The following is a 13,865-nucleotide window of genomic DNA, read 5'->3' as shown; positions in this document are numbered from 1 at the left end:
TTTCGACACTACTGCGAACGGAAGGTGGTTCGGGGGAAAGCGCGGGAAGGATTACGGGTTCATGATTGTTGGCAGAACGGGAGTATGTCCCCGAACTGACAGAACCTGACCGACAAGAACTGATAGGGAGTTTCTTCGTGAGCGCAACCTCGAGTAAGACCACGGACACTGCTGACTTCTGGTTCGACCCGCTCTGCCCGTGGTGCTGGATCACCTCGCGCTGGATTCTCGAGGCCCAGCAGGTACGCGACATCGAGGCCAAGTTCCACGTGATGAGCCTTGCGGTTCTCAACGAGGGCCGCGACCTCCCCGACGAGTACCGCGAGATGATGACCAAGGCCTGGGGCCCGGTCCGCGTCGCTATCGCTGCAGCGCAGCTGAAGGGTGACGAGATCCTGCTGCCGCTGTACACGGCCATGGGTACGAAGATTCACAACGAGGGCAACAAGGACTTCGCCGACGTCATCAAGTCGTCGCTCGCCGAGGTCGGACTGCCGCCCGAGCTGGCCGAGGCTGCCGACACCGACAAGTACGACGAGGCACTGCGTGAGAGCCACCACAAGGGCATGGACGCCGTCGGACCCGACGTCGGAACCCCGACGATCCATGTCAACGGCGTGGCGTTCTTCGGTCCCGTGCTGTCACGTATCCCGCGCGGCGAGGATGCAGGCAAGGTGTGGGACGGCGCCGTCGCGCTGGCCGGCTACCCGCACTTCTTCGAGCTCAAGCGGACCCGCAACGAGGATCCTCAGTTCGACTGAGCGGTAGTGGGCGCCTGATTTCGGTAGAGCTGACCGGGCCGGAAGAACAGATGCCCTGAGTGCGTGCGGTTGCGAAGCGCGGCCGCACGCCAGGTCAGCACCGGATGCGACGACAAGATGTTGACGAACCACGGGAAGAAACCGGATTCGAGTGTCGCGCGATCGGCGAGTTCGTCGAACCCGACCAGACCCACGAGATACTTTCCGGCGCCGAGGACACCCATGGCGCCCGGTGCGCCCTGTGGGCGCATGTGAAAACCGAAGTTGTCTGCCGTGTACTCCATGGAACGCGACAGCGAAGATCCGATCACCGGAATGTAGTTCGACGCGAACTGTCCCCACTGGCGCCAGTACGACGCATGCCCAGCAGCGATGTGGCCGACCTCGTGACCGATGATGAATGCGAGCGCATCGGGCTCGCGGGCCTGCCCACCGACCTCGAACAGGTCGCTGTAGACGACGACGAAACGCCGAAATCCGTGCCCTGACGCAAATGCATTGATCCGTCCGTTCCCCAGCACGACGTAGGCATCCGGCGGAGTTTTCATGCCGAATCGTGCCGCAGCCTCGGCGACCAGCCGATACCCCTCGGGAAATTGCGAAGGCGTCATCTTGATTCCGTTGACCTGCTGCGATCCGTACAGCTGACCTCGCGCGAGGAACAGCAGGATCGGAGCCGCGAGCACCACGAGGATCCACGTCGACAGATCACCCGCAGCGATCAGAACGATCGCCACCACATAGGTGACGACTGTCGTCAGAACGGCGAGCACGAGTAGCGGGATTTCCCACGGGTGGCGAACTGCGTCACTGCCTGGTGACACACGAACGGCGGGTGCAGCGGCCTGGCCGTTGACGGGGTACATGGGCACCACGATAGGTGCGCTCGCGCGGCGATGCGTGTTCCTGAAAGTGTGACGTCGACCCGGGTGCGCCCGGCTGGTCGGGCCTGAGAGAATTGTCGCCATGCGCGTATACCTGGGTGCCGACCATGCCGGATTCGAACGTAAGAACGAGATCATCGAACACCTCAAAGCGAACGGCCACGAGGCCATCGACTGTGGTGCTCACGAGTACGACGCCGTGGACGACTACCCGGCATTCTGCATCGAAGCCGCAAAGCGCGTCGTTGCCGACGAGGGCAGCCTGGGAATCGTCCTGGGTGGCAGTGGCAACGGTGAGCAGATCGCCGCGAACAAGGTTCCCGGCGCACGGTGCGCTCTCGCTTGGAGCGTCGAAACGGCGAAGCTGGCCCGCGAGCACAACAACGCTCAGCTGATCGGCATCGGTGGACGTATGCATTCCCTCGAGGAATCACTCGCCATCGTCGACGCTTTCCTCGCCACCGCATGGTCGGGTGAAGAGCGTCATCAGCGTCGTATCGACATCTTGTCCGAGTACGAGAAGACCGGCGTCGCACCGGCTCTGCCGCAAGCCTGATCCGAAAGTTGTTCCGTGCCTGAAGGTCATACCCTGCATCGACTGGCACGGTTGCATGCCCGCAAGTTCGTCGGTTCACCGGTCCGCGTCCTCAGCCCGCAAGGCAGATTCGCCGAGGACGCGCGTCTGGTGGACGGACACGTACTCACGTCCTCGGATGCCTGGGGGAAGCACCTCTGGCACACCTATGACAACGGATTGACAGTTCACGTACACCTCGGGCTGTACGGAAAGTTCACCGACTCCGCCCTGCCGATGGAAGAACCGGTAGGCCAGGTCCGGATGCGAATGGTCGGTGCCGATTTCGGCACCGACCTTCGTGGTCCCACCGCCTGCGAAGTCCTACTGCCGCCTCAGGTCGCCGCGATCGAGGCCAGACTCGGGCCGGACCCACTGCGCCGCGGCGCGGATCCACACCAGGCATGGGTGCGAATCTCCAAGTCCAAGAAGGCGATCGGCGCGCTGCTCATGGATCAAGCGGTCCTGGCGGGTGTCGGCAACGTCTATCGCGCCGAACTTCTCTTTCGTCACGGAATCAGCCCTGAACGACCGGGGAATCTCATCTCTCACGACGAATGGACTGCCATGTGGGCAGATCTTGTCGAATTGATGAAGGTTGGTGTCAGGCGCGGGAAGATGCACGTCGTTCGCGCCGAGCACGACAACGGTGATCCGGCGTACGCGAAGGATCGTCCGCGGACTTACGTTTACCGAAGAGCAGGATCGCCGTGCCGCGTGTGCGGCACACCGATCCTGCATTCCGTCATGGAGGCGCGAAACCTGTTCTGGTGCCAGGTGTGCCAGTCGGTTTAGAAGTCGAAGCCGCCGAAGTCTCCGCCGCCGAAATCGCCGCCTCCGAAGTCCCCGTAGTCGCTGCCTCCACCGTCTGCGGTGAAATCGGTGTTGTCGACACTTCCTTGTTCCGCGCCGGAGTCACCGGCGTCCATACCCTGATCTCCCGAGTCGCCCTGATCTCCCGATTCACCCTGGTCTCCCGAGTCGCCGGCTCCCGTATCGCCACCCTGCGCGAAAGCTTCTGCGCCGTAAGGAACCCCGGCCATGCCGGAGAACATGGTCGAGAACAGCATCATCGAACCCAGACCCCAGGCGCCGGCGACGAGGGCAGGCTTCCACCAGGGTTCGGAGTACCAGCCGGCCGGGACCGGGCGTCCGGCGACTCGGCCACCGGGGTAGTAGTTGGGTGTGTGCGACGACGGATTGGGTGATGCCGCGACCTTGCGGCCCTCGAATTCGACCTCACGGTCTTCGGTGACCGAACCCGCAGCCTTCTGTCCGTCGATGGAAGGAACTTCCGGTCCCGGATCCATGCCCATTGCCACCCGCGCCGCGCGGATGTAGTAAAGCCCTTCCAGCGCAGTCTGTTTCGCGAGACGTGCCTGCACCGGCGTTGCGGCCTGATCGATCTGCGAGCCTGCGGCGTTGTACCGTTCGGCCGCGTCGGCGAGGGCTTGGCGCGACGCGTCGTCACTGCCGGTCAGGTTGTAGACCTGACCGCCGAGGCGTTCGATCGCCTGCCTGGCATCGGCTTTCGCGTCGTCGAGTTGTGTTGCGCTGTGGCCGGAACCGCGTTGCTGGCTTTTCATGACCAGAAATACGACTACGGCCAGAACGACGAGTATGAGAAGAATCGTGGTCACGAGTGGCCTCCCGAGCAGAATCGATCCGGACAACTCCAGGATACGGACCACAGGGGAGTGGCCTGAGTGCACAAAGTCTGAACACAAAAAATCCGCACCGGCCAGGCCGATGCGGATTTTTGTGGAGTTTCCCTCCTCATGGAGGGGATGACGGGAATCGAACCCGCGTGATCAGTTTGGAAGACTGAGGCTCTACCATTGAGCTACATCCCCGTGCATACGACAACTCGGGATCGCCGTGTTCGTCGTCTGCGATACGAAACTGTACCCAATGCCCCACCGGATTTCATAATCGGGGGGTTGGAGAAGTTCGATACCGTCGTTCACCTGGGGAATTGCCGAAATGCCCGGCGAGTCGGGGTGTCTTGCCTTGCGGCCCGGCTTCTGATTCCGGCTGTCATCACGTTTCGTTCAGCCAAGGCTGTATGTGGCGGCGGTCGGATGACATACTGACGGGGTCGGACAGGCGGGCCGTGTACAAACGACGGTCGGGTTCGTGAGAGAGTAGTGAGCGCGATAGGGTTGTGCGCGGTCACCGATGGTGGCTGCCTTTGTGGCCCGCTGTCTTTGTGGCCTCGGATGGCCGTATCGTGTGTTTCATGTGATCGGAAACGGGATGTAGCGCAGCTTGGTAGCGCATCCGCTTTGGGAGCGGAGGGTCGCAGGTTCAAATCCTGTCATCCCGACAAGTACGTACATGGCACTTCACCTCCAGTAAGTCCGGGAGTGAAGTGCCGCGCCAGACAGCAGTACCGATTCAACACAAGTTGTGAGCAAGACCAGACGAAGGAGCGAAGTTTCGTGAAGAGCACCGTCGAGCAGCTCAGCCCGACGCGAGTCCGTATCAACGTTGAGGTGCCCTTCGCGGAACTCAAGTCTGATTTCGACAAGGCCTACAAGGCCCTCGCGCAGCAGATTCGTCTCCCCGGCTTCCGTCCCGGCAAGGCTCCGGCTCGCCTCCTCGAAGCACGTGTCGGTCGCGGCGCTGTGCTCGAGCAGGTCGTCAACGACGCTCTGCCGTCGCGTTACTCCGAGGCTGTCACCAGCGCCGGCGTGAAGGCCATCGGCCAGCCCGAGATCGAGGTCACCAAGATCGAAGACGGCGAGCTCCTCGAGTTCACCGCCGAGGTCGACGTGCGCCCCGAGATCGAGCTCCCTGACTTCAGCTCCATCAACGTCGAGGTCGATCCGATCGAGATCACCGACGAAGCCATCGAAGAGCAGTTGCTTTCGCTGCGTCAGCGTTTCGGCACCCTCACCGGCGTCGACCGCGCAGTCGAGGACGGCGACTTCGTCTCCATCGACCTGTCGGCCACCGTCGACGGCGAGAACGTTGCCGAGGCAACCGCTAGCGGACTGTCGCACGAGGTCGGATCGGGCCAGCTCATCGAGGGCCTCGACGAAGCCATCATCGGCCTCAAGGCGGGGGAGTCCAAGGACTTCACGTCGACGCTGGTCGCCGGCGAGTACGCGGGCAAGGAAGCTGTTGTCACCGTGACCGTGCAGACGGTCAAGGAGCGCGAGCTTCCGGCTGAGGACGACGAGTTCGCTCAGCTCGCCAGCGAGTTCGACACCCTGGAAGAACTGAAGGCTGACCTCCGCGAGCGCGTCGCACGCGTCCGCAAGGTCGAGCAGGCCGGTCAGATCCGCGACAAGGTTCTCGAGCAGCTGCTCGAGACGGTCGAGGTTCCGTTGCCGGAAGCCGTCGTCAAGGCTGAGGTCGATGCTGCACTGCATGACGCCGTTCACGGTCTCGATCACGACGAAGAGGCACTGAACAAGCTCCTCGAAGAGCAGGGCAGCAGCCGCGAAGAGTTCGACAAGGATGCCCAGGAAGCCGCTGAGCGCTCCGTCAAGACGCAGCTCTTGCTCGACTCGATCGCCGATGCGGGCAACGTCACCGTCGGTCAGGACGAGCTCACCGAGCGCATCCTGTTCCAGGCGCAGCGTTACGGCATGGCTCCTGAGCAGTTCATCCAGCAGATCCAGCAGGCCAACCAGCTCGGCGCCGTCTTCGCAGACGTCCGTCGTGGCAAGGCTCTCGCGTCCGTCGTCGAGTCGGCCGGTGTCAAGGACACCTCCGGCGCCGTTGTCGACACCGCTGAACTGTTCGGCAGCAGCGAGGACGAAACCGAAGCGGATGCGTCTGATTCCGCCGAGAGCGAAGACAAGTAAAAACGCAGGCGGACGGGTGTTTTCACCACGATCGACTGCACTGAGTTTTCCGCTTTGAGCGAAGTAGGGCGGCACCGGGACTCCGGTGCCGCCCTACTTCGTTACTGTCTGTGTCAGTAGAAGTGTTTCGCATAGACGATCCACCGCACAAGTAGATCCACATAGAAGGCAGGTACCGTGACTTCCAATCACCTGGAGACTTTGCAGAGTCCCGCCATGACTTCAGCGACCGCTGGGTTGAACCTCAGCGACTCGGTGTACGAGCGCTTGCTGCGAGAGCGCATCATTTTCCTCGGTACCCAGGTCGACGACGACATCGCCAACAAGCTGTGCGCGCAGATCCTGCTGCTCTCGGCCGAGGACCCGACGCGAGACATCTCGCTCTACATCAACTCGCCCGGTGGATCTGTCACCGCAGGTATGGCGATCTTCGACACGATGCAGTTCGCCGAGTGCGACATCGCCACCTTCGGTATGGGCCTTGCGGCGTCGATGGGTCAGTTCCTGCTCTCGGCAGGCACCAAGGGCAAGCGTTACGCACTGCCTCACGCCCGCATCATGATGCACCAGCCGTCCGCCGGTATCGGTGGTTCCGCCAGTGACATCGCGATCATGGCCGAGCAGTTCAAGCACACCAAGCGCGAAATGGCCGAGCTGATCGCTCAGCACACCGGCCAGACGGTCGAGCAGATCACCGCGGACTCCGACCGTGACCGTTGGTTCACGGCGAAGGAAGCACTCGAGTACGGCTTCGTCGACCACGTCGTCTCCCGTGCGAATCAGGCCGGCGGCACCGGCAACTGAGCCGGTTCGTCCATCCTTTCGCTGCCCAATTCATACTTTGGAGAACTGATGACCAATCTTTTCGGAGCTAACTCGCTGGGCGGCCAGGCGCCGTCGGGCCCCCAATCGCGTTACATCCTGCCCCAGTTCACGGAGCAGACCAGCTACGGCGTCAAGACGTCCGACCCGTACAACAAGCTGTTCGAGGAGCGCATCATCTTCCTCGGCTCGCAGGTCGACGACGTCTCCGCCAACGACCTCATGGCACAGTTGCTGGTTCTCGAATCGCAGGATCCGGACCGCGACATCACCATGTACATCAACTCGCCCGGTGGTTCGTTCACCGCGCTGATGGCGATCTACGACACGATGCAGTACGTCCGTGCCGACATCTCCACCGTCTGCCTCGGTCAGGCTGCTTCGGCAGCTGCTGTCCTTCTCGCCGGTGGTACGCCGGGCAAGCGCTTCGCGCTCCCCAACTCGCGCATTCTGATTCACCAGCCGGCCACGGGCGGCATCCAGGGTCAGGTTTCCGATCTGGAGATCCAGGCTGCGGAAATCGAGCGTATGCGTCGACTCATGGAGAGCACGCTGTCGCTGCACACGGGCAAGGATCCGGAGACCATCCGCGTCGACACCGATCGCGACAAGATCCTCACGGCCGAGCAGGCCAAGGAGTACGGCATCATCGACGACGTGCTGGCTTACCGGAAGCTCAGCGCACAGAAGTAGTCGATTTCCGCCTCGTGTCGAGGATCTGTATTCCGATTCCCGACACGAGGCGGACACGTCGAGAAGTGCCTGGTGGAGTGCTCGCCAGGCTGAAATCTCGACTCTTTTCTTTTTTATCCGCAGGCGAAACGCCGAGAACAGGTCGACCCCGTTCGGGATCTGCGGGTACCGTCACTTCACGGGCTGGTTCTCGACCGGCGTTCTGCGATTGTTCGACCAGATTTGTTCGATCAGTTTGTTGATCAGTTTGTCTGATCCGACAACTTCTGATCTGACAACTTCTGATCTGATACCGAGTACTGCGGAGCGTCTCGACCGATCGAGTGGCGGCGAGTGCACGTACATGATGGAAAGTAGGGACCTCACGAGATGGCACGCATCGGCGACGGCGGGGATCTGCTCAAGTGCTCTTTCTGCGGCAAGAGTCAGAAGCAGGTCAAAAAGCTCATTGCAGGACCCGGGGTGTACATCTGCGACGAGTGCATCGACCTCTGCAACGAGATCATCGAAGAGGAATTGGCCGAATCGAGCGAGGTCAAGCTCGACGAGCTTCCCAAGCCTGCGGAGATCCGAGAATTCCTCGAGAACTACGTCATCGGTCAGGATTCCGCCAAGCGGACGCTGGCCGTGGCCGTCTACAACCACTACAAGCGCATTCAGGCCGGAGACAAGGGCCGTGATGCGCGGGGTGAGACGGTTGAGCTCGCAAAATCCAACATCTTGATGCTCGGCCCCACCGGCTGTGGCAAGACGTACCTCGCTCAGACTCTCGCGAAGATGCTCAACGTCCCGTTCGCCATCGCCGATGCGACGGCGTTGACCGAGGCCGGCTACGTCGGTGAGGACGTCGAGAACATTCTGCTCAAGCTGATTCAGGCTGCCGACTACGATGTCAAGCGCGCCGAGACCGGAATCATCTACATCGACGAGGTCGACAAGATCGCTCGCAAGAGCGAGAACCCGTCGATCACGCGTGACGTCTCCGGCGAAGGTGTTCAGCAGGCGTTGCTGAAGATCCTCGAAGGTACGCAGGCGAGCGTCCCGCCGCAGGGTGGTCGCAAGCATCCGCACCAGGAATTCATTCAGATCGACACCACGAACGTGCTGTTCATCGTCGCGGGCGCTTTCGCTGGTCTCGAGCGGATCGTCTCCGATCGTGTCGGCAAGCGCGGTATCGGTTTCGGCGCCGAGGTTCGGTCGAAGGCCGAACTGGATACGGTCGATCGTTTCGCCGAGGTCATGCCGGAGGATTTGATCAAGTTCGGTCTGATTCCCGAGTTCATCGGCCGTTTGCCGATGATCGCGTCGGTGACCAACCTCGACAAGGAATCGCTCGTTCAGATCTTGTCGGAGCCCAAGAACGCTCTCGTCAAGCAGTACCGTCGTCTCTTCGACATGGACGGCGTCGAACTCGAGTTCACCGAAGAAGCGCTCGACGCTATTGCCGATCAGGCGATCTTGCGTGGAACCGGCGCTCGTGGCCTGCGCGCCATCATGGAAGAGGTTCTTCTTCCGGTGATGTACGACATCCCCAGCCGTGACGACGTCGAAAAGGTGGTCGTCACCGCGGAGACCGTCAACGACAACGTACTTCCGACCATCGTTCCGCGTAAGCCGGAGCGTGGCGAGCGTCGCGACAAGACGGCGTAGAAACTTCAAAACGACTGTGGCCCGGTATCTCTCGCGAGATGCCGGGCCACAGTCGTTCGTGCAGGGTGTCTGGGGGGTGTTCGGCTAGATCGGGTTGCCGAGTTCCTTGAGGGGAGTGCGGAACGTCTCCTTGGCGGTGAACGCGGAGATCGCGCAGATGACGCAGGCCACCGATGTCAGAATGGCAACGGGCATCCAGTGTGTCTTGTCCCCGCCCATGAGGGCGTTGCCGATGGCGGGCGCAAAGCCTGCGAGGGCGAAGCCGACCTGGGTGCCGATCGCGATGCCGGAGTAGCGGACCTTGGTGTTGAACATTTCGGAGTAGAACGACGGCCAGATGGCATTCGGGGCAGCGTAGAAGACGGACATCAATCCGATTGCGGCCAGGAAGATCAGCGGGACGTTGCCGCTGGCGATTGCGCCGAAGTACACGTAGATGAACACCGCGCTACCGAGGGCGCCACCGATGAACAGCGGCCTGCGACCGATCCGGTCGGAGAGAATCGCCCAGGCGGGCTGGCTGAGCAAGGCCACGGCGTTGGCTGCGATAGCCACCCAGAGCATGGTCGACTTCGGAATCCCCACTTCCTCGGTGGTCGCGAAGGCGAGTCCGAAGACGGAGAAGATGGTCGAGACGACGGCGATGAAAGCGCAGCAGATCACGCGAATCAGATTTGCGCTGTGGGTGCGAAGGAGATCGGCAACAGGCAATTTGGCGACGGCCTTCGACTCCTGCTGCTCGGTGAACTCTTCCGGCTCTTCGAGCTTGAGACGCATGATGTATGCAGCCACGAGAACGATCAGGCTGCCCCAGAACGGGATTCGCCAGCCCCACGTGTAGAGGATGTCGTCGGGGAGTGCGGCGATGGGCAGGAAGACGAGGCTGGCGAGGATGAAGCCGGCCTGGGTGCCGTTGAGGGTCCAGCTGCAGAAGAATGCCCGTCGACCTTCGGGAGCATGTTCGAGAGTCAGTGAGCTGGCGCCACTCTGTTCGCCAGCGGCGGAGATGCCCTGAGCGATTCTCATCAGGACCAGCAGTATCGGTGCAAGAACTCCGATCGAATCCGCGCTGGGAATACATCCGATGAGGAATGTTGCTGCGCCCATCATGATGAGCGTGAGCAGCATGATCTTCTTGCGGCCGACGCGGTCACCGAAATGGCCGAGGACTACAGCGCCGAGGGGACGCGCGACGTACGCGACACCGAAGGTGGCCAGCGAAAGCAGTGCCGCATGTCCGCTGTCCGGGAAGAACACGGTGGGGAAGATGAGTGCAGCGGCGGATGCGTAGATGTAGAAGTCGTAGTACTCGAGCATGCTGCCGAGAAACGACGACGTTGCGGCGCGCTTGACCTTGGTCGTGTCCGGCCTGGCCAAGGATCCCGCCTCGGGGCCGGACGGTGTAACCGTGCTAGCTGACATGCTCATCTCCTGGGTGGAAGCGTCGTGGAGGCTCTACATCCGCCGATGGTGTTCGTCGATGGTGTTCGTATCGAGAACGTCTGTGCGGAGAGCGATACAAGGAATGTAACCGACGCCACAGCGACTACACAAGATTATTAACCAAATAGTTCATAAAAATCTACCGGCGGACTCTTCGCACGTCGAAACCGCAGTTCAGGCGGTCAGGAGCCTGGCTGCGCGGCGGCCGCCACCAACTGCGCCACCTGTTCCTCGGTGATGCCGAGGCCGAAGGTGGCGAGTTTTCCGAGCGGCATCGAGCCTGCGAGTGCCATCATCTCGGGGCTGACCGCCTGTGCACCGTCGCCCGCTGCGGCAGCCATGGCGGCGCCGAGAACTGCGCTGCCGACGGGATGGGCGAGCCATTCGCCGATGGTCGACATGGCGTCGAGCGTGCCGACGCCGACGTTCCCGGCCAGGGTGATCGTGTCGGTGGTTGCGATGTCCCGAGACGAGAAGCCGACGCGGATCTCGTAGTCGCCAGGTTCGATCGCCCAGTCCTGCGCCGCGACGGACCAATAGGCGAATGCCCTGGTGTCGAGCGTGATGGTCACAGTCGCGGATTCGTCGGGGTCGAGGTGGACCTTGGCAAAGCCCTTCAATTCCTGCGCGGGTCGATCGATGCTTGCCGAGGCGTTGTGGACGTAGACCTGAACGACGGTGCTGCCCGATCGGTCGCCGCTGTTGCGCACGGTGACGGTCACTTCGGCGGAGTTCTCACCGGCTTCGACGGAGGTATCGGTGATGTCGAAGGTGGTGTAGCTCAGCCCGAACCCGAACGGGTACGCCACTTCGCGCAGCGCGGAGTCGTAGTAGCGGTATCCCACGTACAGGCCTTCGCCGTAGCGGACGTGCTGCTGTGACCCCGGGAAATGCAGATACGACGGATTGTCTTGGAGGCGAAGCGGAATGGTCTCCGTCAGGCGGCCGGACGGATTCGTGATGCCGAACAGAAGATCGGCAATCGCCGAGCCGCCCGCCTGGCCGAGTAGCCAGCCCTCGAGGATTGCGGCGGCATGATCCTTCCAAGGCTCGATCGAAACCACACCGCCGTTGGCGAGCACGACGACCGTGTTCGGGTTCGCGCCGTGGACCGCTTCCAGCAGGGCGATCTGGTCAGCCGGCAGTTCGATGTCGGTTCGGTCGAATCCTTCGGATTCTGTGGCGGACGGTAGTCCGAGGAACAGCACCGCGACGTCAGCGCGGCGTGCGGCGTCGACTGCCTCGGTGACCATGTGGTCGTCCGGAGTGCCGTCGAAGGTGAAGCCCGGTGCGAAAGTGACGCGGTCGGAGCCTTCGAGGTCGAGGATCGCGTCCAAGGCATTGTCGAGCTTGGTTGGAACCACCTGTGAACTGCCGGCCCCCTGGTACCGCGGGCTGCACGCGAATTCGCCGATCACCGCGACAGTTTGCCCGCCGGGGGTCAGCGGCAGTAGTTCTCCGTCGTTGGCCAGCAAGACAGCGGACTCCGCTGCAGCGGTCCGTGCCAGTTCGTGGTGACGCTCGACGTCGTACGTGTGGCCTTCGGTGCGCGCGGCGGCGGTGCGTTTCACGAGCGTCGACAGTCGTTCGGCTGCAGTGGTGAGCACGGATTCGTCCAGGTCGCCACCGCGCACGGCGTCGACGATCTGGGTATCGGTTCCGGTCGGCGGCATTTCCAGGTCGAGGCCCGCGGCGAGTGCCGCCACGCGGTCGTTGACCGCTCCCCAGTCCGAAACGACGAGGCCGTCGAAGCCCCACTGTTCGCGGAGTACCTCGGTGAGCAGCCAATGGTTCTGGCTCGAGTACACACCGTTGATCTTGTTGTACGAGCACATGACCGTCGTCGGGGCCGCGGTCTTGACGGCGTATTCGAAGCCGGCCAGATAGATCTCGCGCAGCGTCCGTTCGTCGACGTCGGCACTGACTCTCATCCGGTCGTGTTCTTGGTTGTTGGCAGCGAAGTGCTTGAGCGAGGTTCCGACGCCGCGAGACTGGATACCGGTGATCAGCGCTGCCGCGACGCGGCCGGAGAGGAATGGGTCCTCGGAGACGTATTCGAAATTCCTGCCACACAAGGGTGATCGTTTGATGTTGATGCCTGGGCCGAGGAGGACCGAGACCTGTTCGGCTTTGGCTTCGTCGCCCAGAGCCTCACCGACCTGGCGGATGAGGTCGAGGTTCCACGACGAGCCCAACCCGACCGCCGGTGGGAAACACGTCGCTGGAATGCTGTGGCCGAGTCCGAGTGCGTCGCCGCCCTCGGGTTGTTTCCGGACTCCGTGCGGACCGTCGGTCAGGAGTATCGATTCGATTCCGGCAACGGACTGGCTGTGCCAGAAATCCGAGCCGGACGTCAACGACGCCTTCTCCTCGAGTGAAAGCCCGTCTACGTAATTCTCGGTCACGTCATTCCTCCCGGTGGCAGCTGTGAGTTCCACTCACCACCGTAGGGGGATTTTTCGGACTTCGGGGTAGGTCAGGACGGCGCCTTCGAGGTCAGGAACGCAACAACCATGTCGCCGAGCATTGTTCGAAGATGCTCACGATGCGTCGAGTCGGTCAGATCGCGGTCGAAGAGCGCTTTGAAGGTGTACCGATTGGCGATACGAAAGACGCAGTAACTGCTGATCAACATGTGAATATCGAGAGCATCGACGTCGGAGCGGAATGCCCCAGACTGCTGCCCGTCGTGCAGGATCTGCGAGACCAGGTCGGCGGCAGGGGCGCCGAGGCCGCTGAGTAACTCGGATTTCTCGATGTGCTCGCCGCGGAGCATGTTCTCGTTGGCCACGAGGCGAATGAAATTCGGGTGCTGTTCGTGGTGGTCGAAGGTGAGTTCGGCCAAAGCGCGGACTGCTGCCGTGGGGTTCAATCCCTCGAGGTCGAGTTCACGTTCCTGCGCACGAATGACGCTGTACGCATGCTCGAGTACCGACTTGTACAGCCCTTCCTTGTCGGTGAAGTAGTAGTAGATCATGCGCTTGGTGGTATGCGTCTTGGTTGCGATCTCGTCGACCCGGGCGCCGGCGAAGCCTTTGTCGGCAAACTCCTCGGTCGCGACGGCGATGATGTTCACCCTGGTCAGATCGCTGTTTCGGCGTCGTTTCTCCGGCTTCGACACCACAGAGTTCACTGACTGCTCGGAAACCATGTGCTCACTCTATCTGCCAGCAGTTTGTCGACTTTGCTTGTCGAGTTCACGTCGGGGGAGTAACGTCCAGTG

The 13,865-nt window shown here is 61.9% G+C and carries 12 protein-coding genes and 2 tRNA genes; 8 read left to right on the top strand and 6 right to left on the bottom strand.

What is annotated here, in order from left to right; all coding sequences use genetic code 11:
• Window positions 1-137: 137 nt before the first annotated feature.
• Entirely contained in the window at window positions 138-761 is a 624-nt protein-coding gene (locus FEZ59_RS02075) for a DsbA family protein (protein ID WP_003944541.1), read from the top strand.
• On the opposite strand, the gene FEZ59_RS02070 is transcribed toward FEZ59_RS02075, so the two are convergent.
• Entirely contained in the window at window positions 749-1,627 is an 879-nt protein-coding gene (locus tag FEZ59_RS02070; RefSeq protein WP_172932161.1) for a M48 family metallopeptidase, read from the bottom strand. The two genes, FEZ59_RS02075 and FEZ59_RS02070, sit on opposite strands and share 13 nt — an antisense overlap.
• Before the next feature lie 100 nt (window positions 1,628-1,727).
• Here FEZ59_RS02070 and FEZ59_RS02065 point away from each other — a divergent pair, with 100 nt between their 5' ends.
• Both FEZ59_RS02065 and FEZ59_RS02060 read left to right on the top strand, forming a co-directional pair.
• On the top strand, window positions 1,728-2,201 hold the full coding sequence (locus FEZ59_RS02065; protein ID WP_003944571.1) for a ribose-5-phosphate isomerase: 474 nt from the start codon (window positions 1,728-1,730) through the stop codon (window positions 2,199-2,201).
• Window positions 2,202-2,216: 15 nt separating this feature from the next.
• Window positions 2,217-3,014, top strand: coding sequence for an Fpg/Nei family DNA glycosylase (locus FEZ59_RS02060; protein WP_172932160.1), 798 nt, complete (start codon window positions 2,217-2,219; stop codon window positions 3,012-3,014).
• Here FEZ59_RS02060 and FEZ59_RS02055 read toward each other — a convergent pair.
• Both FEZ59_RS02055 and FEZ59_RS02050 read right to left on the bottom strand, forming a co-directional pair.
• Complete coding sequence (locus FEZ59_RS02055) at window positions 3,011-3,805, bottom strand: DUF1542 domain-containing protein (protein ID WP_172932187.1); 795 nt, start codon at window positions 3,803-3,805, stop codon at window positions 3,011-3,013. The two genes, FEZ59_RS02060 and FEZ59_RS02055, sit on opposite strands and share 4 nt — an antisense overlap.
• A 193-nt stretch (window positions 3,806-3,998) precedes the next feature.
• Window positions 3,999-4,072: transfer RNA gene (locus FEZ59_RS02050), tRNA-Gly, on the bottom strand.
• Between the two features lie 399 nt (window positions 4,073-4,471).
• Here FEZ59_RS02050 and FEZ59_RS02045 point away from each other — a divergent pair.
• From FEZ59_RS02045 to clpX, 5 genes are all read left to right on the top strand, one after another.
• A tRNA-Pro gene (locus tag FEZ59_RS02045) sits at window positions 4,472-4,545 on the top strand.
• Window positions 4,546-4,660: 115 nt separating this feature from the next.
• A complete protein-coding gene (gene tig, locus FEZ59_RS02040) occupies window positions 4,661-6,034 on the top strand; it encodes a trigger factor (protein ID WP_019749086.1) in 1,374 nt (457 codons plus the stop codon).
• 216 nt (window positions 6,035-6,250) lie between these two features.
• Entirely contained in the window at window positions 6,251-6,838 is a 588-nt protein-coding gene (locus FEZ59_RS02035; RefSeq protein WP_007730960.1) for an ATP-dependent Clp protease proteolytic subunit, read from the top strand.
• Window positions 6,839-6,886: 48 nt separating this feature from the next.
• Window positions 6,887-7,549 (top strand): ATP-dependent Clp protease proteolytic subunit, encoded by a 663-nt coding sequence (locus FEZ59_RS02030; protein ID WP_003944539.1) that lies wholly within the window; start codon window positions 6,887-6,889, stop codon window positions 7,547-7,549.
• A gap of 369 nt (window positions 7,550-7,918) precedes the next feature.
• Window positions 7,919-9,199, top strand: coding sequence for an ATP-dependent Clp protease ATP-binding subunit ClpX (clpX, locus tag FEZ59_RS02025; protein ID WP_003944582.1), 1,281 nt, complete (start codon window positions 7,919-7,921; stop codon window positions 9,197-9,199).
• Window positions 9,200-9,283: 84 nt separating this feature from the next.
• On the opposite strand, the gene FEZ59_RS02020 is transcribed toward clpX, so the two are convergent.
• The 3 genes from FEZ59_RS02020 to FEZ59_RS02010 form a co-directional block, all read right to left on the bottom strand.
• Window positions 9,284-10,621, bottom strand: coding sequence for an MFS transporter (locus tag FEZ59_RS02020; RefSeq protein ID WP_020970000.1), 1,338 nt, complete (start codon window positions 10,619-10,621; stop codon window positions 9,284-9,286).
• A 203-nt stretch (window positions 10,622-10,824) separates the two neighbouring features.
• Complete coding sequence (locus FEZ59_RS02015; RefSeq protein ID WP_172932159.1) at window positions 10,825-13,047, bottom strand: glycoside hydrolase family 3 C-terminal domain-containing protein; 2,223 nt, start codon at window positions 13,045-13,047, stop codon at window positions 10,825-10,827.
• A 71-nt stretch (window positions 13,048-13,118) separates the two neighbouring features.
• Window positions 13,119-13,793: a TetR family transcriptional regulator gene (locus FEZ59_RS02010; protein WP_019749082.1), complete on the bottom strand. Its 675-nt coding sequence runs from the start codon at window positions 13,791-13,793 to the stop codon at window positions 13,119-13,121.
• Window positions 13,794-13,865: the final 72 nt, after the last annotated feature.

Source organism: Rhodococcus sp. MS13, assembly GCF_013277835.1.
GTDB classification, from domain to species: Bacteria; Actinomycetota; Actinomycetes; order Mycobacteriales; family Mycobacteriaceae; genus Rhodococcus_F; species Rhodococcus_F erythropolis.
The sequence above is the reverse complement of the archived record's forward strand: the minus strand, read 5'-3'. Positions and strand labels throughout refer to the sequence as shown.